The sequence below is a fragment of the Pseudomonas sp. GB2N2 genome (assembly GCF_054897705.1).
The window spans coordinates 4,572,919-4,596,627 of sequence record NZ_CM142701.1 but is presented as its reverse complement, the minus strand read 5'-3'; the positions used below and the strand labels follow the sequence as shown (position 1 = coordinate 4,596,627).

Annotated in this window: 21 protein-coding genes and 1 pseudogene; 13 read left to right on the top strand and 9 right to left on the bottom strand. The window is 59.6% G+C overall.

The genetic code is table 11. From position 1 onward, the window contains the following. Positions 1 to 27: 27 nt before the first annotated feature. Positions 28 to 2,895 (bottom strand): EAL domain-containing protein, encoded by a 2,868-nt coding sequence (locus ACYZT4_RS21245; RefSeq protein WP_461982823.1) that lies wholly within the window; start codon positions 2,893 to 2,895, stop codon positions 28 to 30. A 258-nt stretch (positions 2,896 to 3,153) separates the two neighbouring features. Here ACYZT4_RS21245 and uvrD point away from each other — a divergent pair, with 258 nt between their 5' ends. The 4 genes from uvrD to ACYZT4_RS21225 all read left to right on the top strand — a co-directional run bounded on the left by uvrD (position 3,154) and on the right by ACYZT4_RS21225 (position 7,435). Further along, positions 3,154 to 5,337 (top strand): DNA helicase II, encoded by a 2,184-nt coding sequence (uvrD, locus tag ACYZT4_RS21240; protein ID WP_461982822.1) that lies wholly within the window; start codon positions 3,154 to 3,156, stop codon positions 5,335 to 5,337. A 62-nt stretch (positions 5,338 to 5,399) separates the two neighbouring features. Next, the gene (locus ACYZT4_RS21235) at positions 5,400 to 5,840 is read left to right on the top strand and encodes an EamA family transporter (protein ID WP_461982821.1); all 441 of its coding nucleotides are present in this window, start codon (positions 5,400 to 5,402) and stop codon (positions 5,838 to 5,840) included. 179 nt (positions 5,841 to 6,019) lie between these two features. After that, complete coding sequence (locus tag ACYZT4_RS21230) at positions 6,020 to 6,892, top strand: Tim44 domain-containing protein (RefSeq protein ID WP_461982820.1); 873 nt, start codon at positions 6,020 to 6,022, stop codon at positions 6,890 to 6,892. A gap of 135 nt (positions 6,893 to 7,027) precedes the next feature. Continuing rightward, complete coding sequence (locus tag ACYZT4_RS21225) at positions 7,028 to 7,435, top strand: SMI1/KNR4 family protein (protein WP_007943369.1); 408 nt, start codon at positions 7,028 to 7,030, stop codon at positions 7,433 to 7,435. Between the two features lie 20 nt (positions 7,436 to 7,455). Here ACYZT4_RS21225 and ACYZT4_RS21220 read toward each other — a convergent pair whose 3' ends face one another. Next, complete coding sequence (locus ACYZT4_RS21220; protein WP_461982819.1) at positions 7,456 to 9,219, bottom strand: cation:proton antiporter; 1,764 nt, start codon at positions 9,217 to 9,219, stop codon at positions 7,456 to 7,458. Positions 9,220 to 9,504: 285 nt separating this feature from the next. Here ACYZT4_RS21220 and ACYZT4_RS21215 point away from each other — a divergent pair, with 285 nt between their 5' ends. Continuing rightward, a complete protein-coding gene (locus tag ACYZT4_RS21215) occupies positions 9,505 to 9,987 on the top strand; it encodes an acyl-CoA thioesterase (protein WP_461982818.1) in 483 nt (160 codons plus the stop codon). A 52-nt stretch (positions 9,988 to 10,039) separates the two neighbouring features. On the opposite strand, the gene pdxY is transcribed toward ACYZT4_RS21215, so the two are convergent. Beyond that, positions 10,040 to 10,912 (bottom strand): pyridoxal kinase PdxY, encoded by an 873-nt coding sequence (gene pdxY, locus ACYZT4_RS21210; RefSeq protein ID WP_461982817.1) that lies wholly within the window; start codon positions 10,910 to 10,912, stop codon positions 10,040 to 10,042. 120 nt (positions 10,913 to 11,032) lie between these two features. Here pdxY and ACYZT4_RS21205 point away from each other — a divergent pair, with 120 nt between their 5' ends. Then, complete coding sequence (locus ACYZT4_RS21205) at positions 11,033 to 11,446, top strand: DUF3301 domain-containing protein (protein WP_461982816.1); 414 nt, start codon at positions 11,033 to 11,035, stop codon at positions 11,444 to 11,446. Here ACYZT4_RS21205 and ACYZT4_RS21200 read toward each other — a convergent pair. Then, on the bottom strand, positions 11,443 to 12,408 hold the full coding sequence (locus ACYZT4_RS21200; protein WP_461982815.1) for a CobW family GTP-binding protein: 966 nt from the start codon (positions 12,406 to 12,408) through the stop codon (positions 11,443 to 11,445). The genes ACYZT4_RS21205 and ACYZT4_RS21200 overlap by 4 nt on opposite strands. A 27-nt stretch (positions 12,409 to 12,435) precedes the next feature. Here ACYZT4_RS21200 and ACYZT4_RS21195 point away from each other — a divergent pair, with 27 nt between their 5' ends. Next, entirely contained in the window at positions 12,436 to 12,792 is a 357-nt protein-coding gene (locus ACYZT4_RS21195) for an NADH:ubiquinone oxidoreductase (protein WP_461982814.1), read from the top strand. 4 nt (positions 12,793 to 12,796) lie between these two features. Here ACYZT4_RS21195 and ACYZT4_RS21190 read toward each other — a convergent pair whose 3' ends face one another. From ACYZT4_RS21190 to ACYZT4_RS21180, 3 genes and pseudogenes are all read right to left on the bottom strand, one after another. Continuing rightward, positions 12,797 to 13,447 carry a DUF1826 domain-containing protein gene (locus ACYZT4_RS21190; RefSeq protein ID WP_461982813.1) on the bottom strand — a complete coding sequence of 217 codons (651 nt, stop codon included), beginning with the start codon at positions 13,445 to 13,447 and terminating at the stop codon, positions 12,797 to 12,799. After that, positions 13,447 to 14,655, bottom strand: a complete 1,209-nt coding sequence (gene zigA / locus ACYZT4_RS21185; protein ID WP_461982812.1) for a zinc metallochaperone GTPase ZigA — start codon at positions 14,653 to 14,655, stop codon at positions 13,447 to 13,449. The genes ACYZT4_RS21190 and zigA overlap by 1 nt, the downstream gene beginning before the upstream one ends. Positions 14,656 to 14,768: 113 nt before the next feature. Then, positions 14,769 to 15,711, bottom strand: a pseudogene (locus ACYZT4_RS21180) (N-acetylmuramoyl-L-alanine amidase family protein). Between the two features lie 85 nt (positions 15,712 to 15,796). Here ACYZT4_RS21180 and folE2 point away from each other — a divergent pair. From folE2 to ACYZT4_RS21155, 5 genes are all read left to right on the top strand, one after another. Next, on the top strand, positions 15,797 to 16,693 hold the full coding sequence (folE2, locus tag ACYZT4_RS21175) for a GTP cyclohydrolase FolE2 (protein ID WP_461982811.1): 897 nt from the start codon (positions 15,797 to 15,799) through the stop codon (positions 16,691 to 16,693). Further along, on the top strand, positions 16,690 to 17,364 hold the full coding sequence (locus tag ACYZT4_RS21170; RefSeq protein ID WP_461982810.1) for a metal ABC transporter ATP-binding protein: 675 nt from the start codon (positions 16,690 to 16,692) through the stop codon (positions 17,362 to 17,364). The genes folE2 and ACYZT4_RS21170 overlap by 4 nt, the downstream gene beginning before the upstream one ends. Beyond that, positions 17,358 to 18,224 (top strand): metal ABC transporter permease, encoded by an 867-nt coding sequence (locus tag ACYZT4_RS21165; protein ID WP_461982809.1) that lies wholly within the window; start codon positions 17,358 to 17,360, stop codon positions 18,222 to 18,224. Before ACYZT4_RS21170 ends, ACYZT4_RS21165 begins: the two co-directional genes overlap by 7 nt. Positions 18,225 to 18,235: 11 nt before the next feature. Beyond that, a complete protein-coding gene (locus ACYZT4_RS21160) occupies positions 18,236 to 19,111 on the top strand; it encodes a metal ABC transporter substrate-binding protein (RefSeq protein WP_461982808.1) in 876 nt (291 codons plus the stop codon). A gap of 136 nt (positions 19,112 to 19,247) precedes the next feature. Beyond that, positions 19,248 to 20,153, top strand: coding sequence for a His/Gly/Thr/Pro-type tRNA ligase C-terminal domain-containing protein (locus tag ACYZT4_RS21155; protein WP_461982807.1), 906 nt, complete (start codon positions 19,248 to 19,250; stop codon positions 20,151 to 20,153). A 107-nt stretch (positions 20,154 to 20,260) separates the two neighbouring features. On the opposite strand, the gene ACYZT4_RS21150 is transcribed toward ACYZT4_RS21155, so the two are convergent. Further along, the gene (locus tag ACYZT4_RS21150) at positions 20,261 to 20,782 is read right to left on the bottom strand and encodes a DUF3617 domain-containing protein (RefSeq protein ID WP_461982806.1); all 522 of its coding nucleotides are present in this window, start codon (positions 20,780 to 20,782) and stop codon (positions 20,261 to 20,263) included. Between the two features lie 131 nt (positions 20,783 to 20,913). On the opposite strand from ACYZT4_RS21150, the gene cls reads away from it, so the two are divergent. Next, positions 20,914 to 22,353, top strand: a complete 1,440-nt coding sequence (gene cls / locus ACYZT4_RS21145; RefSeq protein ID WP_461982805.1) for a cardiolipin synthase — start codon at positions 20,914 to 20,916, stop codon at positions 22,351 to 22,353. Here the strand turns inward: cls and cfaB are convergent. After that, positions 22,350 to 23,534: a C17 cyclopropane fatty acid synthase CfaB gene (gene cfaB, locus ACYZT4_RS21140; RefSeq protein ID WP_461982804.1), complete on the bottom strand. Its 1,185-nt coding sequence runs from the start codon at positions 23,532 to 23,534 to the stop codon at positions 22,350 to 22,352. The two genes, cls and cfaB, sit on opposite strands and share 4 nt — an antisense overlap. Between the last annotated feature and the right edge of the window lie 175 nt (positions 23,535 to 23,709).

The following is a 23,709-nucleotide window of genomic DNA, read 5'->3' as shown; positions in this document are numbered from 1 at the left end:
ACCGACGGGCAGCTTCTCCACCCTGCTTCATCCGGCACCCTGCGCTCTTAGTAGTGTCGCCAATCCGTCAGCATCAATCGGCCGACTGATCAGATACCCCTGCACTTCATCACAACGCTCAGCCTGCAAGAACTCGAGCTGCTCCGACCGCTCAACCCCTTCTGCCACCACTTTCAACGACAACCCGTGAGCCATCGCGATGATCGCCCGGGTAATCGCCGCATCGACACTGCCCTCCCCCAGACCGCGAATGAATGTCTGATCGATCTTCACGTAATCCACCGGGATGCGCTTGAGGTAACTCAGGGACGAATAGCCGGTGCCAAAATCGTCGATCGCCAGTTTCACCCCTAAATCACGCAACTGCTGGAAGGTGGCAATGATGTGTTCAACGCTGTCCAGCAACTGGCTTTCTGTGAGTTCCAGTTCAAGGAAGTGCGGCGCCAGTCCGGTCTCTTCCAGCACCTGACGCACGAGGCTGACCAGCTTGCCCTGTCGCAGTTGATGCACCGACAAATTGACCGACACCCGAATCGGCTCAAGCCCCTGACGCTGCCACTCGCAGGCCTGCCAGCAGGCCTGACGCAAGACGAATTCGCCAATGGGGCCGATCAGCCCGGTTTCCTCGGCCAGGCCGATGAAGTCACCCGGTGGTATTTGGCCCATGGTCGGGTGATTCCAGCGCACCAACGCCTCGGCGGCATTTAGCCGGCCGGTAGCAAGGCAAAGTTTCGGCTGGTAGAACACCTTCAGTTGCTTCTCTTCTATGGCTTTACGCAGTTGGTTTTCCAGCTGCAAGCGCTCGATCGTGCTGGCTTGCAGGCTCTCGGTGTAGAACTGGAAATTGTTGCCGCCCAAGTGTTTGGCATGCTGCATGGCGATGTTCGACTGACTCACCAACGCGGAAATTTCCCGCGCGTTGTCCGGCAACATGCTGATGCCCATGGACGCGCTGACCACCAGTTCATGCCCATCGACGGTCACTGGCACACGCAGTTTGCTCGACAGCCGCGTGGCCACTCGTGCCAGACTCGAGAGATTGCCATAAGCGTCGAACAGCACCGCGAACTCATCGCCGGACAACCGCGCAATGGTGTCCGCCTCCGGCAGTGCATTGACCAGTCGCCGGGCCATTTTCTGCAGCAGTTGATCGGCAATTTCGTGACCGAGGCTGTCGTTGAGCAACTTGAAGCGGTCGAGGTTGATGTGCAGCAACGCCAGACTGCGCCCGCCCTGGCGCACTCGTTGATGAGCCTCTCGCAGACGTTCACGAAACAGCGAACGGTTAGCCAGACCCGTCAGCTCGTCGTAGTGAGTCAGGTAGCGCATGCGCTCTTCGGACTCACGACGTGCCGAGAGATCGGCGAAAAAGCCAACGATATGGCTGACATTTCCCCGAGTATCACGCACAGCATTCAGTTGCAGCCATTGCGGATACAGCTCGCCGTTCTTGCGGGTTTCCACCAGCTCGCCCTGCCAACTGCCGTGTTGCTCCAGCGCCTGATGAATCGCCCCGTAGTGGCGACGGGCATCGCGGCTGCACGGCAACTCCACGACGTTGCGACCGAGCATGTCGTCGATGTCATAACCGGTTAAGCGGCTGAACGCCTGGTTGACTGCGATCAGTGAGTAATGCGGATCGAAAATCATGATGCCTTCGCTGGCGGCCTCGAACACGGTCGCCGCCAGTTGCTGCTGCACTTCCTGGCTTTTACTGGCGCTGATGTCGCGACGGGTGCCGACCATGCGGATCACCCGGCCGTTTTCACTGCGCTCGACCGCGCGCCCACGGTCTTCGATCCAGACCCAGTGACCATCGCCATGCCGCACGCGGTATTCAATCTGATAGTCCTCGCTGCGCCCCTTTAAATGCTCGACGAGCGCGCGCTTCAGCGATGGCAAATCATCGGGGTGCAGGCGCGGCTTGAGGTGACGTAACATGGCCGTCACGAACTCGGGCTCCAGACCGAACAACTCCTGAATGTGCGTGTGATGAACTTCGTCGGTTTGCAGGTTCCAGTCCCACAGCCCCAGCTCACTGGCTTTCAACGCCAGCGCCAGACGCGCTTCACTTTTGCTCAAGGCCTGATTGGCAGCGTCCAGCTCCAGGCCACGCTGGGCGACGCTGCTTTGCAGTCCGACCTGGATCGCGCGCAACTCGTCTTCGGCACGCCGGCGCTGGTCGATTTCCTTGGCTAATTCGTGGTTGAGCTGATCGCTACAGCTTTGCGCTTGCTGCAAATTTTCAATCAGAGCCTGATTCTGAAAGCGCCGCAGCAATCCGCGATCAATCAGCCGATTGACCTGCCACGCCACGACACTCAGCGCGCCCAGCAAAATCAGCCCGAACCAGCCCCAACCCTGTCCCTGCTCGTCGCCACCCCAGAAGAGATAGGCGATGGCCGGCAACAGACACGGCAAGGTAAAGGACAGGAAGGCAGGCAGGCTGACGGCGTAGGCAACACTCGCCGAGAGGGCCGCCGCACCGATCAGGCCGAACACCCAGGCTTGCTGAATGAAATTGTCGGCGGGCACCAAGGCAATGCCGGCGCCGGCCAGGGTCAGGCCGGTCATGGCCGAACCGAGCAGAAACATGCGGCGCCAGACCGGATGGGCCTGGCGATTGGGAATGGCCGAGTCGAACGCGGCCACTTGAATCACTCGCAACGCCACCAGCGACAGCAACCACACCAGCCAGACACTGACGAGGAAGTAGCGCTGGGGGCTCCAGAGCAATGCCGCGCACACCAGGCCATTGATCAGCATGAACAGCGTGGGCAGCAGCGAGCCCTGATACAACAGGCGCGTGCGCTCGACCGCCATTTCCAGGGCGTACTGTTTGCGGATAACCCGGGGCTCCACAGTGGGGCCCGACAGGTCAGAGCTGAGGGTCATAGGCAATGTTCTTGTTCTTATAATGGTGAGCATGAGCCCGAAACGTCGACGGAGCATACACAAGCCAATGCCCTTACCAAACTGCTCCAGATCATAAATTCGACAAAAGTCTGGAGGCTCTCTGCCCCTTGAAAACCCTGTAAGCGAGCCCCGCCAACGGTTGCAGACAGTGACCGACCGGTCGTCCTGCGCGTAACTTTCATCGGCTAATGCAAAGCGGGGTTTGCCCGGTGTGGCGCGGCCCCCTAGAATGCCCCGATGCGCGATGATCTCTCCCTTTTGCTGAACTCCCTCAACGATGCCCAACGCCAGGCCGTAGCTGCCTCCGTGGGTCGTCAGTTGGTCCTGGCCGGTGCTGGTTCCGGTAAAACCCGAGTGCTGGTGCACCGTATCGCCTGGTTGATCCAGGTCGAGAACGCCTCGCCCCACTCGATCCTGTCGGTGACCTTCACCAACAAGGCGGCGGCCGAGATGCGCCATCGCATCGAGCAGCTAATGGGGCTCAACCCCGCCGGCATGTGGGTCGGCACCTTCCACGGCCTGGCGCACCGCTTGTTGCGGGCGCACTGGCAGGAAGCCGGCCTGAGCCAGACCTTCCAGATTCTCGACAGCGACGACCAGCAGCGGCTGGTCAAGCGGGTGATCCGCGAGCTGGGGCTGGACGAGCAACGCTGGCCGGCCCGTCAGGCCCAGTGGTTCATCAACGGGCAAAAAGACGAAGGTCTGCGTCCGCAACACATTCAGGCCAGCGGCGATCTGTTCCTGGCGACCATGCGCAGCATTTATGAAGCCTACGAGGCCGCATGTCTGCGCGCCGGCGTCATCGACTTCTCCGAACTGCTGCTGCGCGCCCTCGACCTGTGGCGCGATCACCCGGGTTTGCTGGCGCATTACCAGAAACGCTTCCGGCACATTCTGGTGGACGAGTTCCAGGACACCAACGCCGTGCAGTACGCCTGGTTGCGTCTGCTGGCCAAGGGCGGCGACAGCCTGATGGTGGTGGGCGACGACGATCAGTCGATCTACGGCTGGCGCGGCGCGAAAATCGAGAACATCTATCAGTATTCCGACGACTTCCCGGACGCTGAAACCATTCGTCTGGAGCAGAACTACCGCTCCACTGCCGGGATTCTCAAGGCAGCCAACGCCCTGATTGCCAACAACACCGGACGTATGGGCAAAGAGTTGTGGACCGACGGCGGCGAAGGCGAAGCGATCAATCTGTACGCAGCTTTCAACGAACACGATGAAGCACGCTACGTGGTGGAGACCATCGAAAGCGCGCTGAAAACCGGCCTGGCTCGCAGCGATATCGCGATTTTGTACCGTTCCAACGCCCAATCGCGCGTTTTGGAGGAAGCCTTGCTGCGCGAACGCATCCCGTATCGCATCTATGGGGGTCAGCGCTTCTTCGAACGGGCAGAAATCAAGAACGCCATGGCTTACCTGCGCTTGCTTGAAGGCCGTGGCAACGATGCCGCCTTGGAACGGGTGATCAACGTTCCGGCACGCGGCATCGGTGAAAAAACCGTTGAAGCGATTCGCGAACATGCACGCCACAGCGATGTGTCGATGTGGGAAGCGATGCGCCTGCTGGTCGCCAATAAAGGCCTGACCGGCCGGGCTTCCGGCGCGCTCGGTGGGTTTATCGAGCTGATCGAAAACCTCGCCGCCAAGTGCATGGACATGCCGCTGCACCTGATGACCCAGACGGTTATCGAGCAGTCCGGGCTGATTGCCTACCACGAAGCGGAAAAAGGCGAGAAAGGCCAGGCCCGGGTAGAAAACCTTGAGGAACTGGTCAGCGCCGCGCGCAACTTCGAAAACGCAGAAGAGGACGAAGACCTGACGCCACTGGCGGCGTTCCTGGGCCACGCGTCGTTGGAGGCCGGGGATACCCAGGCCGACGAGCACGAAGACAGCATTCAGTTGATGACCCTGCACAGCGCCAAAGGCCTGGAATTCCCTTACGTGTTCCTGGTGGGCATGGAAGAGGGCCTGTTCCCGCACAAGATGAGCCTGGAAGAACCCGGCCGTCTTGAGGAAGAACGGCGCCTGGCTTATGTCGGCATCACCCGGGCCATGCAGAACCTGGTGATGACCTATGCTGAAACCCGACGCCTGTACGGCAGTGAAACCTACAACAAGGTCTCGCGTTTCGTACGGGAAGTGCCGAAAGGCCTGATTCAGGAAGTGCGGCTTTCCAACAGCGTCAGCCGTCCTTTCGGCGGAGGACAGCAACAGAGTTCCAGCAGCCTGTTTGGCGGCAGCGAGATCCCGGACACCGGCTTCAGTCTCGGCCAGGCCGTTCGGCACTCGGTGTTCGGCGATGGCGTGATCCTGAACTTCGAAGGCGCCGGGGCTCAGGCGCGGGTGCAGGTGAATTTCGGCGAAGGCAGCAAGTGGCTGATGCTCGGCTACGCCAAGCTGGAAGCTATTTAAGGCTGTCCGCTCGATCGTTCCCACGCTGCGTGGGACCGATCATCAATCTAGGAGGAACAGGCATGGGCTCAGGTTTTTTTACTTCCTGGACATTCTGGGCCCTGCTGTCAGCGGCATTCGCGGCCATGACCGCGATCTTCGCCAAGATCGGCATCGAAAACGTCAACTCCGACTTCGCCACACTGCTGCGCACAGTCGTGGTTCTGGTCAGCCTGGCCTTGATTTTGTACGCCACGGGCCAATATCAGTCCTTGGGATCGATCTCGGCCAGGAGCTACCTGTTCCTGCTGTTGTCGGGACTGGCCACCGGTGCGTCGTGGATCTGCTACTTCCGCGCGTTGAAACTGGGGCCGGCCTCGCTGGTCGCTCCGGTGGACAAACTCAGCGTGGTGCTGGTGGCAGTGCTCGGCGTGATCCTGCTGGGCGAAAGACTCGACCTGCGCCAATGGGGCGGAATCGGCCTGATCACGGCCGGTGTGGTCATGCTCGCGCTGCGGCGCTAGGCACCCTTCCGACAGAACTTATCCACTTATCCTACAGACCAAAGTTAACAGGCCTTACTGCCCTGATTGAAGCTGAACGCAACCTGTCAGGCAAAAGCTCGAAACACTCTGCCGCTAGCCAGTAACACTTCAGCTGTGCAACATGGCGCGCGTGCCATCCACAAATGGGAATTCCCTTTATGAAACGTTTTCTTAGCATCGCCATGGCGTTGTGCATCGGCCTGACGATGAGCCTCGACGCCAACGCCAAGCGCTTTGGTGGCGGCAAGAGCGCCGGCGCTGCGCCGACTCACCAGACCAGCCAAATGGCTCCTTCTTCTGCTGCAGGTGGCGCTGCTGCCACTGCGGGCGCGGCCGGTGCCGCTGGCGCTGCCGCCAAGGCCGGCGGTGCTTCTCGCTGGCTCGGCCCTCTGGCCGGTATCGCCGCCGGTGGCCTGCTGGCCTCCATGTTCATGGGTGGTGGCTTCCAGGGCATGCAAATCTTCGACATCCTGATCATGGCGGTCATCGCCTTCCTGGTCTTCCGTTTCATCGCCGCTCGTCGCCGCAAGCAGCAGGAGCATCTGTCTCCAGCGGGCGCGCCGATGCAGCGTGAAGTGTTCGAACAAAAGCCGGCCGCCATGGGTTCGATCTTCGGCGGTTCGGCCGCACCGGTTGCCGCCCGTCCGGTGATCAATGCGCCAGCCTGGTTCAATGAAAAGAACTTCATTGAAGCAGCGCGAAACCATTTCCAATCCCTGCAGCAGCACTGGGACGCCAACGAAATGGACAAGATCGCCGAGTTCGTGACCCCGCAACTGCTGGAGTTCCTCAAACGCGAACGTGCCGACCTGGGTGAAGGTTTCCAGTCCACCTACATTGATAACCTCAATGTTCAACTGGACGGCGTCGATGATCGCGCCGACAAGACCATCGCCACCCTGACCTTCAGCGGTGTATCGAAGACTTCGCGATTCGACCAGGGCGAAGTGTTCAGCGAAAGCTGGAACATGGAACGTCCGCAGGGCGAGAACCAGCCTTGGCTGGTGGCAGGTATCCGCCAGAACGGCTGATGCCTCCAGCGTTAAGCGTGTTGTAACAAAACCCCGGCTTCGGCCGGGGTTTTCTATTTCACGGTTACATCCATAGCGAGCTACTGTATAAACCGCCCCAACTAAACCGCGCCATCAAGCAAGAGGATCCCGGACGTGGAAGAAATTATCGAACAACTGCGTGAAGCCAACGAACCGGTACCGGTCCCCTTGGAGTTGCCCGATGAAGATCAGATCGTGGAAATCGAAGAACAACTGTTCATCGACATTCCTTTTGTCTTCAGAGAATTTTTGCTGACCGTCAGCGATGTGGTTTACGGCAGCCTGGAGCCGGTGACCGTCACCGACCCGCAATCTCACACTTACCTGCCGGACGTTGCCGCCAACGCCTGGGATGCCGGTGTCGACCGCAGCATGATTCCGATCTGCCAGGACGGCGATGACTACTACCTGGTTGAAGAAGACGGCACCGTGGTGCTGTGGCAGGCCGAGGAAGAACTGATCGCCGAAGAAACCTGGGAATCGGTGTGGCACTGGGCGCGAGACGTCTGGCTGGAAAGCTGAAACCCTGACGCGCCGCCGGGTCAATGCCCCGTCGCATCGTTGTGATTGTCCAGGGTTTCGAGCAAGGCCACCTGCATCCGCGTGTGCACGCGGATGAACCAGCGCCAGAGCAACGCGACCACCGCGGCCGCGACAACGGCAATCAGCACCAGCAACTTGTTGGTCGGCAGAATACTGGCCGACAAGGCTGCCAGCAGCAGGAAGATCACCAGCAGCGAGAGGATCGGGATCACTTCGGCGATTACCCGGCGCACTCGCTGCGTGTGACGGCCGGCCATCTCCGCTTTCACGCCCATTTCTGCCAACAGCATCGACAACGCCTTGAGCTTGCGATAAGCGGCAATCAGGAATGGCAGCGACAACAGCAATGCCCCGCCCCAGATCAACGCTTTCTGCCAGCCCGGGTCGCTGATCCAGCCTTCCAGGTACGCGGACATGCGCTCGGCGAAGAAAGCGCCCGAGAAGAAAATCGCAATTACCAGCGCCAGATTGACCCCCACCTGCAGCAAAATTCGCCGGATCATCGATGCCAGCAACGCACCCTCGCCCTGAGGCTGGATGCTGCGCAACCATTCGCCGTACATCCCCAGCACGCGACCCAGTCGCTGCGGCATCACGGCAGCCAGTTTGATCGACAGCGGGTCAGCGGCGCGGATCAGGTATGGCGTCAGCAGCGTGGTAATCACCGATACCGCCACGGCGACTGGGTAGAGGAAATGACTGGTGACCTGCAAGGTCATGCCCAATGCCGCAATGATGAAAGAAAATTCGCCAATCTGTGAAAGACCCATCCCGACCCGCAGTGAGGTGCGTCCGTCGTTGCCGGCGATAAACGCTCCCAGGCCGCAGGACAGTATCTTGCCAAGGACAACGGCCACGGTGATCACCGCAATCGGCCACGCGTACTGCAGCAAAATCAACGGATCTAGCATCAACCCGATGGCGACAAAGAAGATCGCACTGAACAGGTCGCGAACCGGCTCGATCAAACGCTCAATCTTCATCAACTGCCGCGACTCAGCCATGATCGCGCCTATCAGGAACGCCCCCAGCACCATGCTGTATTCGAGTTTCACCACCAGCAAACAGAAGCCAAAGCACAGGCCCAGCACAGTGATCAGCAACATCTCATTACTTTCGAATTTGGCCACATAAGCCAGCAAGCGCGGTACCAGCAGGATGCCGATGACCAAAGCGACAATCATGAACAGCGACAGCTTGCCGACGGTGGAAAACACTTCGCCAGAACTGACCGTGCCGCTGACCGCGATGCTCGACAGCAAGGCAATGATGCCAATGCCGAGGATGTCCTCGACGATCAGCACACCGAAAATCAGCTGCGCGAAGCGCTCGTTCTTCATCTTCAGATCATTGAGCGCCTTGACGATGATGGTGGTCGAGGAGATCGCCAGGATCGCGCCGAGGAACAGCGAGTCCATGGTGTTCCAGTCGAACCAGCGGCCGATTTCATAGCCGATCCAGATCATCAGCACGATTTCCAGGAACGCCGCGATAAACGCGGTCGCGCCGACCTTGAACAGCTTGCGCAGGCTGAATTCCAGGCCGAGGCAGAACATCAGGAAAATCACCCCGAGTTCGGCAAGGATCTTGATGGTTTCTTCGTCATGGATCAGGCCGAACGGCGGCGTGTGCGGCCCAATAATGAAACCGGCGACGATATAGCCCAGGACCACGGGCTGCTTGAAGCGGTGGAACAACACCGTCACCACACCTGCGACCAACATGATCACTGCCAGATCCTGAATAAAACTGATGGCATGCATGGCGCGAGGCTCCTTGGGTGACATTGCTCGATCGCCAGACGCGGGAAAGGTCTGATCGAACAGGGTAAAAAATCCACATTCCGCGTAGGAATTGCCCTTGGGGTGGGCTTTTGAAGGGTAACACCGCGACTTCCGGCAGAAAGGCGGTGCAATATATGGAAACAGATCGATCCGGCGTGACGACGATCACCCGCCCGGCGTCCCGATAACTGTGGTTTGCAAAAACCGACCAGGCACCCGTAGAGGTGCATTCCTCCGAAACCTGCCATGAACCGTGAGAACGCTATGGAACCCGGAAACGCCCAGCTGTCGATGACGGTATTGATGACCCCCGACATGGCCAACTTCTCTGGCAATGTCCACGGCGGCACGTTGCTCAAGTACCTCGACGAAGTGGCCTACGCCTGTGCCAGCCGTTATGCCGGCCGTTATGTGGTGACCCTGTCGGTGGATCAGGTGATTTTCCGCGAGCCTATTCATGTCGGCGAACTGGTGACTTTTCTCGCCTCGGTCAACTACACCGGCAACACTTCGATGGAAGTGGGCATCAAGGTTGTGACCGAAAACATCCGCGAGCGCTCGGTGCGCCACACCAACAGCTGCTTCTTCACCATGGTCGCGGTGGATGATGACCGCAAGCCGGCCTCCGTGCCGGCGCTGCAACCGCAGAACAGCGAAGACAAGCGCCGCTTTATCCAGGCGCAGCAGCGTCGGCAGATTCGTCAGGAACTGGAAAAGCGGTATCAGGAGATCAAGGGCGACGCTTAAGGCCTGAGTCGTTCTCTAGGCAGCTTGCTCGCGAATGGGTTCGACGCGGACGTCAAAGGCTGATCGGGGTCGCTTCAAACCGCACCCGCGGATGCGCGATCCGGTCCTGCGCCCGCACCAGTTCCAGTTCATAACTGGCGCAGGCCTGAGTTTCCAGCAACACTTCATGCACCGCTGACGCCGCGAACTCGAAAGCCGCCACCAGGCTGTCCCCCAACAACACGCGCGCCAGAAATAGCCCGGAGGTCAGGTCGCCAACGCCCACCGGCTGACGCGGAAACGCCAGCAACGGACGGCGCAAATGCCAGCTTTGTTCGGCCGTCACCAGCAACATCTCGAACACATCCGCGGGTTTGCCCGGATAGGCCAGGTGCTTGACCAGCACCGCTTTCGGACCGCGCGCCAGCAGCGCTCGCGCCATGGCCAGGCAGTCAAACAGCGACTGCGGCTTGCGTCCCGAGAAGCTGTCCAGTTCCAACTGGTTCGGGCACATGAAATCCGCCACGGCCGCCGCCTCTTCCAGCAGGAAATCGCTGACCTCGGCCGGCACGCTGCAGCCTTTTTCCGGATGGCCCATCACCGGGTCGCACAGATACAGCGCCTTGGGGTTCATCGACTTGATCCGCGCCACGCCGGTCAGGATCGCCCGGCCCTGGGCCGCACTGCCGAGGTAGCCGGACAACACTGCGTCGCAATTGCCCAATTCGCCTATCGCCGCAATGCCTTCGACCAGGTCGGGAATCTGCTGCGGCGCCAGCACTTCACCCGTCCACTGGCCGTATTGGGTGTGGTTGGAGAACTGCACAGTGTTAAGCGGCCAGACATTCACCCCGACCCGCTGCATCGGGAAAACCGCGGCACTGTTGCCGGCGTGGCCGAACACCACGTGGGACTGAATGGCGAGCAGATGAGGCGTACGTTTCATGCGGTGAGTTTTCCGTAAACCGATTGAAATTCAAGCCGCGCAGTATGCGACTAAACGCAGCCTGTACGACAGGCCGGCGACGCAGTTAAGCTGGCACTATCTTGTTGGAGCACCCTGTTGATGCTGACCCTCGGAAATATCTTCGTGTTAATGCTGCTCGCCACGGGCGGCGCGTGGCTGTGGCACAACCATGGCTTGCGCGAGCGCGCACTGGACCGGGTCAAGCAGCATTGCGCCAAGCTCGGGATCGAGTTGCTGGACGGCAACGTCGCGCTGAAGAAAATTGCGTTCATCAAGGATGCCAACGGTCGGCGACGCTTGGCTCGCGTGTATAACTTCGAGTTCACGGTGACCGGCGAAACCCGGCACAACGGCACCATCACCCAGTTCGGCGCTCACAGCGCCCAGATCGAACTGGCGCCTTACCCGGTGCCGTTCGACGACACGGCGCCGGTGGTCGAGGTCGTGAAGCCTCGCGCAGAAGTGATTGAGCTTAGTCAGTGGCGGCAAGAACACACGAAATGGCGTCCCTAATTCAATCGGCAGTCGGCCAGTGCGCTTTGCAATAAATCAACATCCTGCGCCTCACTGAAAATCAGCTCGATCCGCGAATCCTGCCGCCATTCGCTGGGTTGCCACGCCAGTGCCGAATTATCCAACGCATTCGCCGAAACCCAGCCTCCGTCGCAGTGGATAACCAGCTTCGCCCGCCGCCAGGCAAGGCTCTCAAGCCAACGGCCAACGAGCGCCGAATCAAACGTCTGGCTCTGATGCCAGCGCCAACCAACGCTCCAGACGCCCTCTTGTTGCTGACTCAGGCAAATCGGCAGCCCAGGATCGGGCCATACCGCCGGCATCTGCGCCAAACCTTTAGGTGCGATGAAGTTATCTACACCCGCCACAGCCTGCGACTCAAGCCCCGGCAATTCGCTCAGCGGCAATACAGCTTGTTGTGTCCAATACAAGGGACGCGCCGGCAACTGCGCGACAATCCGCTGTCGATCACTTTCGCCGAGACCTTCGGACTTGTTCAGTAATAACAATCCAGCGCGGCTCAACGCCTCCTGCTGCGTCACCGGCAGCGGTTTGCCAGCCGCGAGCGCCTGGGCATCAAGCACCAGCACGCCGGGTTGAACCGCCAGCACGCCGACCCAAGGCGCCTCGCTCAATTGCCTGAGCAACTGCGCCGGATGGCCAAGCCCGGACGGTTCGATGAACAGCCGATCCGGCCGCGACTTACGCAGCAAACGCCCGAGGCCGATCTGGAACGGCGCACCATTGACGCAACACAAACAGCCCCCGGCCACTTCGCCCAATGCGATACCATCGGCGTCCCGGGTCAGCAGCGCAGCATCGATGCCGATCTGCCCGAACTCGTTGATCAGCACCGCCCAACGCTCATTCGGCGGCCGCTGTGCCAGCAGGTGCTTGATCAGACTGGTCTTGCCTGCGCCCAATGGGCCGGCAATGACGTGGGTGGGAATGTTCTGCAACATGGTCGATGTTTTCTGAGGAGGTAAGGGATGCGGTTGAGTGACTGGACGTTGCTGTTGACGCTGGTTTCCGGCGAGGCCCTGGCGCAGGCGTGCATGGTACATAGCACGGCTGAGCGACTCGACGTGAAAGTCTGCCAGCAGAACCGCAGCATTCCGGAAAAACTCTTCGCCGACGGGTTCTGCCAGCCGAATCTGGCCGGGCAGAAGGTCGAGGTGCAATACGTCGACCAATGCCCAAGCGGTGCGTTTGGCGTGTGCAGCAACGCGCAAGTCGCCAATATGCCCTACCGGCAGGATATTCACTATTACGGCGTGGCCACCGACGCGGCGTATCTGAAGCCGTTTTGCGAGGGCCCGAGCCAAGGGAACTGGCTTAAGCCCTGATCTATTAGCCCAGCCAATCGAGGGTCAGGATCAACCGGCGCTCGCCCGGCGCGAGCGGCGGCGAACGATGAATCAGGCCAGCGCCTTCATTGCCGTGCCATTTTTCGCCTTTGAGCAATGCTACGTCGCCGCTGCCTATTTGCTGGATCAGCGAATTGTCCACAGGTTCGGCTTCGGGTTGGCTCAATTGGCGACGATCCATCGCGCCCTCCTTCAGCCACTGGCTGCCAATGCCGGCATACGTTGTGATCAGTCGCACCGGCACATGATCGACGTGAAAGCGCGGGCACATGGCCTTGTCCAATACCCGCAAACGCACGCCAATGCGCCTGGCGCCCAACAAGCAGGCGAAAGCGCTGATCAGCCAGGAAACATCGGCGATGAAAGCTTCATGCCCTTCGAGGTCGGTGAAACCTGAGGCCAAGCCGTGCAGATCGGGTTCACAGTCATCACCCGGCAACTCCAGCACCAGCGATTCGGCCAGTGGCTCGTTCAGGGACAACAACAAACTGGCGAAGTCGGCGATGTGGGCCGGGGGCTGGCGTTGCCAGACGGCAAGGTTCACTCCGTCGTCGAGAATCTGCGCAAGGGTTTGCACTGTCTCGCCCTCAACCTGACAAATCAGCGGCCGTAATTTAAACGTAGCTGCCAACATCACGCGGCGTCCTCTTCATACCAAGGGCCGAACGGGTCTGGCAGCAAGCGCCAGCCTTCCATCCCTGACGCCATTTCATCATCGGTCAGCAGGCAGTCATCCAGTTCGGCGGTGAGTTGGACGAAGTCGATGTTTTGGCCGATGAACACCAGTTCCTGGCGGCAATCACCGGTGCTGGCAGTCCAGTTTTCCATGATTCCCGCGGTGCTTTCTTCGTCCTGCGGCCACTGGTTTTTCGGCACGAAGCGCCACCAGCGTCCAGCGAAACCATGACGCATCAACCCGCCGGCCTGAGACCAGCTGCCCGCGTCCATGGGTTTGCTCGCCAGCCAGAAAAAACCCTTGGAACGTAGCAGTTTTCCATTCACCCACGGGCGATCAACGAAGCTGAAAAAGCGCTGCGGATGAAAGGGTTTGCGTGCTCGATAAACCGTGGAAGCGATGCCGTACTCCTCGGTTTCCGGCACATGTTCGCCACGTAATTCCTGCAACCAGCCAGGCGCTTGCGCGGCTTTTTCAAAGTCGAAGCGACCGGTGTTGAGGATTTTCTTCAGGGGGATTTCACCCATGACCATCGGGATAATTTCGGCTTGGGAATTCAGTCGTTCGAGGATTGCGATCAGCTCTCGCCGTTCGCGACTGCTGATCAGGTCGATCTTGCTGATCAGGATCACGTCGGCGAACTCGATCTGCTCGATCAACAGATCAGTAATTGAGCGTTCGTCCTCCTCGCCCAACGTTTCGCCACGGGAAGCGAGGCTTTCGGCGGCCTGATAGTCGAGCAGAAAGTTCATGCCATCGACCACGGTGACCATGGTGTCGAGCCGCGCGATGTCGGCCAGGCTCTGCCCTTCTTCGTCGCGAAAGGTGAAGGTTTCAGCGACGGGCAGTGGCTCGGAAATGCCGGTGGACTCGATCAGCAGGTAATCGAAGCGCCCATCCCTGGCGAGTTTGCTCACCTCCTCCAGCAAGTCTTCGCGCAAGGTGCAGCAGATGCAGCCGTTGCTCATTTCCACGAGTTTTTCTTCGGCGCGGTTCAGGCTGACGTCACGCTGAACTTCGCTGCCATCGATGTTGATTTCGCTCATGTCATTGACGATCACCGCGACCCGCAGGTTTTCGCGGTTACGCAGTACATAGTTGAGCAGCGTACTTTTGCCGGCGCCAAGAAAGCCCGACAGGACGGTGACAGGGAGACGATTGGGCATCAGGTAATCCTCACAGGGATGCCCGGTCGCAGTGCCGGGCCGAAATTAATGTTGTGGAATAACGATTCTGCTGGCCGCAACGCGAGGTTCACGTGCAGCCGAATCACGGGCTGTCAGGCCTGGGCTTTGTTCTGTTCCTGCTGCCAGGCGACGTAGCTATCGAGCGGCGGATTTTTATGAAAGTAGCGCTGTAAACCTTCGAACAAGCCGTCAGCCACCGCTTGCTGGTGTCGCGCGGTCACCAGTCGCTGGCTGTCGCGGGCGTTGGAGATAAAGCCGGTTTCCACCAGGATCGATGGCACGTCGGGCGACTTCAGCACGGCGAATCCGGCCTGTTCCACACGCGTCTGATGCAACGTGGTTATACCGGCCAGGCTGCTGAGCACGGTGCTGCCCAACTGCAAGCTGGCCGCGATCGTGGCGTTCATCGACATGTCGAGAATCACCCCGGCAAGCATCGGGTCCTTGTCCTTGAGATTGAGCAGGCTGGTGGCCCCCAACAGGTCTGCGCCGTTCTCCCGCTGCGCCATGAAGCGCGCCGTGGCCGACGTCGCGCCGCTCGGACAAGCAGTACACCGACGCCCCTGAGGCGGTGAGACGCGGTGCCGCATCGGCGTGCACCGAGATGAAGATGTCGGCATTGTGCTTGCGGGCGATCTCCACGCGTTTGCGCAGCGGGACGAAGAAGTCGTCATTGCGCACCAGCTTCACGTCGAAGCCCTTTTCGCGTTTCAGCCGTTTCGCCAACAACTGCGCGATGGACAACACCACATCCTTCTCACGTTCACCTTTGGCGCCGACCGCGCCAGGGTCTTTGCCGCCATGGCCGGGATCGACCACGACGATGATGTCGCGCTTGGGGTGAGCCTTGTCGACTGGCGGCTCAGGCGCCGCCGCGATCTGGTATTGCACCGGCCCGCTCAGATCGAATACCAGGCGCAGCTTGTCATCCGAACGCCAAAGCCGCGCGTTGCGAATTTGCGTGGCGCCCACGGCGAAGGGCAATGCGAAGGCCGCGCTGGCCAGAATCAGGTTGAGCAGGTGACGTCTGTGCATGGTGGAAGCCGCTCGTAAAAAAGGCGTAGTCGATGTCAATGTAATAACATAACATGTCTAACCGACTTCCACGATGGACCTGCTCATGAATGCGCTGACTCTGCCAGATATCGCCGCGCAGGCCTCACGCCAAGCCCTGCCACTTGAATGGGTGGGCATGTGCGGCATTGCTCTTCCCATTTTTTTTGACGGTCAGAGATTGAGCGCGAAAGCCGACGTGGGCGTCAGCCTCGACGATGGCGAAGCGCGCGGGATTCATATGTCGCGTCTTTATCTGGCGTTGGAAATGCTCGAGCAGGAGACCCTGACACCCGCTCTGATGCGGCGCGTATTGCAGCGCTTTCTCGATTCTCATCAAGGCCTTTCCAACAGCGCTCACTTGAAAATTCACACCGACTTACTTCTGAAAAGGCCAGCGCTGATCAGTCCTTTGTCAGGCTGGAAAACCTATCCAGTCAGCATCGAGGCGAGCTTGAAAAACGCAATGTTCCACGTGGAACTAAAAATCGACGTGCCTTATTCCTCAACGTGCCCCTGTTCGGCAGCATTATCCCGACAGTTGATTCAGCACCAATTCGTCAATGACTTTGCCAACATCCCACTGCAACACGCCGACGTGCTGGCATGGCTGGGCTCCACAAAAGGCATCGTCGCCACCCCACACAGCCAGCGCAGCCACGCAAAATTAAGGGTTCGTATCGACGATTATCTGGATGGCCTGCCGCTGATCACGTTGATCAACGATGCCGAAGCTGCTCTCGGCACCGCCGTGCAAACCGCCGTAAAACGCGCAGACGAACAAGCCTTCGCCTTAGCCAATGGACAGAACCTGATGTTCTGTGAGGACGCTGCGCGACGATTGAATCTGGCCCTGCAACGCTCACCTGGGATCAACGCTTTCCACCTGAAAGTCGTTCACGCCGAAAGCCTGCACGCCCACGACGCCGTCGCCGAAAGCCGATGGAACTGGGAGGCCGCATGATTCGTTGCCACGCATTGCGTTGGGGTGCGCCGGGACAACCGCTCACACCGCCGGTAGATTTTGAATTGCCCAAGGGAAGCCTGACCGCAGTCATCGGTGCCAACGGCTCAGGCAAAAGTAGCCTACTGAAAGTCATCGCCGGGTTGCAAAAGCCACTAAATGGCACAGTGATCCTCGATGTTCCGCGCAAGGGATCGCTCTCATTTCTCCCCCAGCAACAACACCTCGACCGGCAATTCCCAATCAGTCTGCAAGAGCTGGTGGCGGCCGGTTTCTGGGGCATCAAGCAATCACCCGCACTCCGAGGCCAGCGACTCAAAGCCGCGCTGGAAGACTGGTGTCTCACCGGATTGGAACAACGCCCACTGATGGCCCTCTCCGGCGGTGAATTACAGCGCGCCTTGCTCGCGCGTCTGAGCCTCGCCGAAGCGCCATTGCTGCTGCTCGACGAACCTCACGCAGCCCTCGATGAACTCGGCCAGGCGCTACTGTGGAAACACATCTACGCATGGCACGCCGAAGGTCGAACCCTGCTAGTCGTCTGCCATGACCTGGCCGCCGTTCGCCAACACATTCCGCAAACCCTGTTGATCAAACCCAGTGGCTGCATCCTCGGCACCAGCAGCGATCTGATTCGCCAACAACCGCAAACGCAGGTGGCCCGATGCTAGCCGCCACCCAACTCTGGCTACCGTTCCACGAGTTTGTATTCATGCGTCGCGCCCTGCTCGGCGGATTGGTCCTGGCGTGCAGCACAGCACCGCTCGGGGTGTTTTTGATCCTGCGACGCATGAGCCTGATCGGCGATGCGGTTGCTCACGGCATCCTGCCCGGCGCAGCGCTCGGATTCTGGTTTGCTGGTTTAAGCCTTCCAGCGCTGACGATTGGCGGTCTCGGCGCCGGCCTGAGCATGGCCGGACTTGCTGCGTGGATTACCCGTCGCACCGGCCTGCGCGAAGACGCGAGCCTCGCCGCGATCTACCCGATTTCCCTCGCCAGCGGTGTGCTGATCCTCGGCATCGCCGGCAAACGCCTGGACCTGCTGCACCTGCTCTTCGGTTCCGCGCTTGCCGTCGATGGCCCGACATTGACCGGCATGGTGTGGGTCTCCGGCATCAGCCTGATCGCCATGCTGTTCATCTACAAACCGTTGTTGCTGGACACCCTCGACCCGCTTTTTTTGCAAACCGTCAGCCGTCTCGGTCCACTCGCGCACGGTGTATTTCTGACGCTGGTGGTGCTGAATCTGGTGATCGGTTTTCAGGCCATCGGCGCTTTGATGGTTGTCGGCTTGATGATGTTGCCCGCCGCCGCTTCACGCTTTTGGAGCCGTCGCTTACCGGTGCTGATGGGCGTTGCTGCCGTGCTGGGTTGCCTGTCTGTATGGCTCGGTTTGTTGCTGTCGTTTTATTACTCGCTGCCCAGCGGTCCGGCGATCGTGCTGGTGGCTGGCGGTTTTTATCTGCTGTCCGTGGTATTCGGTCCGGTGCACGGTTTGCTGCGCCGCCCGCCTTTGCTCACATCCCAATGAGGTGTTGCCCGATGCGCGCTCTACTTGTGCTGTTCTGTTTGATGTTGTCGATGTCGCTGTCCGCTGCGGAAAAACTTCAGGTGGTCACCAGTTTCAGCATCCTTGCCGACATGACCCACCAGGTCGGCGGCGAGCATATCCAGATCACCAACATGGTCGGCCCCGACGCTGATGCCCACACCTACGAGCCGACGCCGGACGACGCAAAGGCGTTGCTCAAGGCCAAACTGATCATCAAAAACGGCCTCGGTTTCGAACCATGGCTGGACCGTCTGGTGACCAGCACTGAAACCCGAGCCCCGGTGATCAGCGCAAGCCATGGCGTCATTCCGCGCTCGCTGGATGAAGACGGCGAGACCGTTCCCGATCCTCACGCCTGGCACAACCTGGCGAACACCGAGCTATATATCAGCAACATCACCAAGGCGCTGGCCGCCGCGGACCCATCCAACAGATCCGATTATGAACGCAACAGCCAGGCCTACCTGAAACAGATCCACGCGCTGCTCGCCGAAGCCAAAACCAAGCTCGGTTCGCTGCCGCCGGGCAACCGCAAGATCGTCACCTCTCACGACGCCTTCGGTTATCTCGGCCAGGCCTACGGCATCGACTTCATGGCGCCACAGGGCCTGTCCACCGAGCGCGAACCCTCCGCCGCGGAAGTCGCTGCGTTGATCACCCAGATTCGTCAGGCCAAGGTCAAAGCGGTGTTCATGGAAAACATCAAGGACGCGCGCCTGCTCAAACAGATTGCCGATGAAAGCGGCGCCCAAATTGGCGGCACTTTGTACTCCGACGCACTCGCTGCCAGTGGTCCGGCCAGCACCTTTGCCGGCCTGTTCGAATACAACCTCAACACTCTGTACGAGGCGTTGAGCAAACCATGATCCGCAGAACCCATACGGTGATTTGCCGGTTATTGCCGAGTTGGCGTGCGGAATTCGCATAGCGTGACAAATGCCTTAATGACAACTGCCAGGGTTTACCTCTACGGTTTATGCGCTAGCACAAGAGAGCACCGACATGATCCACATCACCCTGAGCGATGGTTCATTGCGTGAATACGACCAACCGTTGTCGGTGTATGAACTCGCCGCCAGCATCGGTCCAGGGCTGGCCAAAGCGGCAGTCGCCGGGCGGGTTAACGGCGTGTTGGTGGATTGTGAGTTCATGCTCGAAGCCGATGCCCGGGTCAGCATCGTCACACCGCAAGAACCCGACGGGCTGGAGATCCTGCGCCGCTCCTGTGCCTTGATGCTGGCGATGGCCGTGAAACAGCTCTATCCAAAAGCGCAATTGCAGACTGGCGCGGCACTGGGTGATGGCTTCTATTATGAGTTTGTGTTTGAGCGTCCGCTAAATCTGATCGACCTTGCCGGTATCGAAGCGCGCATGAAAACGCTGGCCGCGACCAATCACTCGATACGCCGTCGTGCACTTTCACCGCGGACCATGCATCTGGAAAAACTGACGCCCTACTTCTTCGGGAGTTTGGAGTGCATGTCCAAGGGTCCGCATGTCCCCGCGACCCGGGTACTGCAGGCATTCGCACTGGAGCATATCAGTGGTACTTCGCCACAACGGATTTACGGCACTTGCTGGTCTTGCCAGCAAGAACTGGACGAGTGGCGAGCACCGCCGCATGTGATGATCGTCAGCATGGATGACCGTCAGGCGGATTACGCCCAGTCGGTGACAGAGGCACTGCGCAGAAGCGGCGTGCGTGCCCGCGCAGATTTGCGTAACGAGAAAGTCCGCCACAAGATCCGCGAGCACAGCCAGCAAGTGCCGTATCTGGTGGTGATTGGAGAGAAAGAAAAGGCAGGCGGATTTGTCAGTGTGCGCAGTCGAACGGGAGAGGATTTCGGCAGGATGGCGGTTGATGCAGTGTGTGACTGGTTGCGATCGACGGGGATTGCCGGCGTTTGAAGGGACGCCTTCGCGGGCAAGCCGGAGCGCCGAACCACTCGCTCCTACACGTTAAACATTAAACGGTAGTAGCGAGCCTTGCCGCGGGCAGCGTTCCGACGAAGCTTTTAAGCTCTTGGCTTCACTGTTCCGCAATCCTGTCCTAGCCACACCGCGCGAGTATCAAGACTGCCCTTCTGCTGAATACCCGTGGCGTTGAAGGTGCCATTCACCTTGGTGGTGAACTCGCGATCGCTCAAGAAAGTCGCCACACCCGCACCCTGCGCTTTTGGGCAGCTGAAGCGGAATTTCCACTGGTTGCCAGTGCGGTCGGTGATTTCCTGCTTGCACCCCGATTGCGGGTCCGTCAGCGGAATATTATCGCTCTTCACCTGCTCCGGCGTCAGGCACGCGCGAATCCCTTTGCCGCCCATCGTGATGCCTTGCTTCTCCAATTGCGCACGTTGTTCGGGCGTCATCTGGCTTTGAAGCTGGCCGAGAATCAGTTGCAGGTCCGGCAGGTTCTGGTCATCGACCTTCATGTTGCTCGAGGTTAATTCCCACAATCCTGGCTGCAGCATCTGCGCCTGAGCGGCCACAGGAAGTGCCAAACCAAAAGCCACGGCCAAACCCAGCAGACGTACGTTCATCGTGTAACTCCTGATCAATAGTGGCCGTTAGACGTCAGCCACGGGCTTCGGTTCATGGACCAATTAAATAGCGACATTCTGCACGGAACATGGTCTGTTAAGCATTGAATCTTCAGGAGCAAGGCTGCCCCATGGATTATTTTGGACCGCATATTTTCGGTTATTTGATCGCGCTGGCACACTCGTTAGGGCTGATCGCCGCCATCCATGCCGTTTTGACCGTTCGCACCGCCCAAGGCTCGATCGCCTGGGCCCTGTCGTTACTGTTCATTCCCTACCTTACGCTTATCCCCTACCTGGTCTTTGGCCGCAGTACCTTCGATGGTTACATCAAGGCGCGTCGACAAGCCAACGAAGAAATGCGCAAGGCAATCTCCGAGTTGAACTGGCGTCCGTGGGTGGAAGAAGCGCTCGCTGCACGTGCCTCCAACGCATACGCCTCGCTGAGGGCCATGCCGAAGCTGGGACGCATGCCGTGCCTGGCGAACAATGAAGTCAGCTTGCTGATCAATGGCCAAGCGACCTTCGAGGCGATCTTCGACGCCATCCGCCACGCAAAAGAAGCGGTGCTAATCCAGTTCTTCATCATCCATGACGACCGCCTCGGTCAACGCCTGCGTACCTTACTGCTGGAAAAAGCCGCGCAAGGCGTGGCTGTTTATTTGCTGTACGACCGCATCGGCAGTCACTCCCTGCCCCACCGTTACGTGCAGTCATTGCGCGATGCCGGCGTCGAGGTCAAAGCGTTCGCAACACGCAGCGGCTGGCTCAATCGATTTCAAGTCAACTTCCGTAACCACCGCAAGATCGTCGTGGTCGATGGCGTGCTGGGCTTCGTCGGCGGGCACAACGTCGGCGACGAATACATGGGCGAGAGCCCGCCCCTGGCGCCGTGGCGCGATACCCATGTGCGGGTGCGCGGCCCGGTGGTGGCCTGCATGCAGGAATCGTTCGCCGAAGACTGGTTCTGGGCCGCCAGGTCGCTGCCCCCGCTGATCCTGCCGGACGTGTATCCGGACGACGGAGTGCTCTGCCAATTGCTGGCCAGCGGCCCGGCCGATTCCTACGAAACCTGTTCGTTATTCTTCGTCGAGGCCATCCACGCGGCGACCGAACGAGTGTGGATCACCAGTCCGTATTTCATCCCCGACGAGGCGGTGTTTGCAGCCTTGAGGCTGGCAGTTCTGCGCGGTGTGGACGTGCGATTGCTGCTGCCTTCACGACCGGATCACCGAATCGTCTACGCCGCGTCCAGCCTGTATGCCTTCGAAGCGGTGCGCGCCGGCGTGCGGGTGTTCCGCTACCAACCGGGTTTCCTGCATCAGAAGGTGGTGTTGATCGACCGCGAAATCAGCGCAATCGGCAGCGCCAATATGGACAACCGTTCGTTCCGGCTGAATTTTGAAGTGATGTTGCTGACCGTCGACAGTGTGTTTGCCGGGCAAGTGGAACAGATGCTCAACCACGATTTCGCCCAGGCACACGAAGTGGCCAAAGAAGAAAGCCGGGAGACCCACCGCCTGCAACAAGTTGGCATGCGGATCGCCCGGCTCATTTCCCCGATACTTTAAGGCGTGTAGATGTCGTCGCGGGTCCAGGGCAGCTCGTGGCTGCCATCGGGATGGGCCTTCACCGCAAGGATCTGGTGCAGGTTGATCCAGCCCTTGGCGAACGCATAGGCGCATCCGGCCAGGTACAGCCGCCAGATTCGCAGCGCTTGCTCGGGAACCAGCTTGCCGGCGGCTTCCAGGTTGTCTTCCAGGCGTTCACTCCAATGGTCGAGGGTTCGCGCGTAATGCAGGCGCAGGCTCTCGACATCAACGACCTCCAACCCCGCTTCGCTGATCTCGGCAGTCATCATCGCCAGGTGCGGCAATTCGCCGTTGGGGAATACATACTTCTCGATGAAATCACCGGCACCGCGCCCCACCGGACGGCCGTCGGTGTGCTTGGCGGTGATCCCGTGGTTCATTACCAGCCCGCCCTCCTTCACGGCACCGAACAGCGTTTTACAGTACTCCGCCAAATTCTCGTGGCCAACGTGTTCGAACATACCGACGCTGACGACTTTGTCGAAGCGGCCGTCCTGAGGCAGATCGCGGTAGTCGAGCAGTTGCAGTTCCACCTGATCGTCCAGACCTTCAGCCGCCACACGTTCACGGGCGAGTTCCAGCTGTTCTTTGCTGAGAGTGATGCCGAACACCTTGACCCCGAATTCCCGCGCGGCATAACGCGCCAACCCGCCCCACCCGCAACCGACATCCAGCAAATACTCACCGGGTTGCAGGCGCAACTTGCGACAGAGATGGCGGAATTTGGCCTGCTGGGCCTGCTCCAGGGTCTCGCTACCGGTCTCGAAATAGGCGCAGGAATATGCCATGTCGCTGTCGAGCCACAGTTGGTAAAACGCATTGGAAAGGTCGTAGTGGTAGGAAATCGCCTTGGCGTCGGTTTCCTTGTCATGGACGGTGCGCACGGGCTGGCTGTCGATGTCGCCCAGCAATGCCTGGCTCCATTCGTCGACCACTCGGATCACTTCGCTCATGGAGCCTTCCAGCTCCAGTTTGCCTTCGACGAACGCTGATCCGAGCGCGTCCAGGCTTGGATGCGTGAGCTGGGTAACCATTTGTGGGTCCTTGACCACAATCGTGACGCTGGGCGTCGGCCCCAGATTGAATTCATGGCCGTCCCAGAGTCGCAGGCGAAGCGGTAGCTGCAGATTCTGTAAGGCCGGTGGAAGTTGCGCGAGCATGGAATATCCCCCTTGTTTCAGACGTCTGATGTGAGGTTAGACCATCCTTGAAAAATAGCTGGCTATCGAATTGATAGCCCTTTCCTCTGACTGGGAGTGTTCAGACTCACTGTCGCACCGTCACAAAAATGATCACCCTTACTTAGATGACTGCGAATCCGAAGCGCAGTTCGCC

Bases quoted from the DNA above. Each gene is read 5' to 3' on its own strand.
- ACYZT4_RS21245 (WP_461982823.1), bottom strand. From the start codon at position 2,895: ATGACCCTCAGCTCTGACCTGTCGGGCCCCACTGTGGAGCCCCGGGTT.
- uvrD (WP_461982822.1), top strand. From the start codon at position 3,154: ATGCGCGATGATCTCTCCCTTTTGCTGAACTCCCTCAACGATGCCCAA.
- ACYZT4_RS21235 (WP_461982821.1), top strand. From the start codon at position 5,400: ATGGGCTCAGGTTTTTTTACTTCCTGGACATTCTGGGCCCTGCTGTCA.
- ACYZT4_RS21230 (WP_461982820.1), top strand. From the start codon at position 6,020: ATGAAACGTTTTCTTAGCATCGCCATGGCGTTGTGCATCGGCCTGACG.
- ACYZT4_RS21220 (WP_461982819.1), bottom strand. From the start codon at position 9,219: ATGCATGCCATCAGTTTTATTCAGGATCTGGCAGTGATCATGTTGGTC.
- ACYZT4_RS21215 (WP_461982818.1), top strand. From the start codon at position 9,505: ATGGAACCCGGAAACGCCCAGCTGTCGATGACGGTATTGATGACCCCC.
- pdxY (WP_461982817.1), bottom strand. From the start codon at position 10,912: ATGAAACGTACGCCTCATCTGCTCGCCATTCAGTCCCACGTGGTGTTC.
- ACYZT4_RS21205 (WP_461982816.1), top strand. From the start codon at position 11,033: ATGCTGACCCTCGGAAATATCTTCGTGTTAATGCTGCTCGCCACGGGC.
- ACYZT4_RS21200 (WP_461982815.1), bottom strand. From the start codon at position 12,408: ATGTTGCAGAACATTCCCACCCACGTCATTGCCGGCCCATTGGGCGCA.
- ACYZT4_RS21195 (WP_461982814.1), top strand. From the start codon at position 12,436: ATGCGGTTGAGTGACTGGACGTTGCTGTTGACGCTGGTTTCCGGCGAG.
- ACYZT4_RS21190 (WP_461982813.1), bottom strand. From the start codon at position 13,447: ATGTTGGCAGCTACGTTTAAATTACGGCCGCTGATTTGTCAGGTTGAG.
- zigA (WP_461982812.1), bottom strand. From the start codon at position 14,655: ATGCCCAATCGTCTCCCTGTCACCGTCCTGTCGGGCTTTCTTGGCGCC.
- folE2 (WP_461982811.1), top strand. From the start codon at position 15,797: ATGAATGCGCTGACTCTGCCAGATATCGCCGCGCAGGCCTCACGCCAA.
- ACYZT4_RS21170 (WP_461982810.1), top strand. From the start codon at position 16,690: ATGATTCGTTGCCACGCATTGCGTTGGGGTGCGCCGGGACAACCGCTC.
- ACYZT4_RS21165 (WP_461982809.1), top strand. From the start codon at position 17,358: ATGCTAGCCGCCACCCAACTCTGGCTACCGTTCCACGAGTTTGTATTC.
- ACYZT4_RS21160 (WP_461982808.1), top strand. From the start codon at position 18,236: ATGCGCGCTCTACTTGTGCTGTTCTGTTTGATGTTGTCGATGTCGCTG.
- ACYZT4_RS21155 (WP_461982807.1), top strand. From the start codon at position 19,248: ATGATCCACATCACCCTGAGCGATGGTTCATTGCGTGAATACGACCAA.
- ACYZT4_RS21150 (WP_461982806.1), bottom strand. From the start codon at position 20,782: ATGAACGTACGTCTGCTGGGTTTGGCCGTGGCTTTTGGTTTGGCACTT.
- cls (WP_461982805.1), top strand. From the start codon at position 20,914: ATGGATTATTTTGGACCGCATATTTTCGGTTATTTGATCGCGCTGGCA.
- cfaB (WP_461982804.1), bottom strand. From the start codon at position 23,534: ATGCTCGCGCAACTTCCACCGGCCTTACAGAATCTGCAGCTACCGCTT.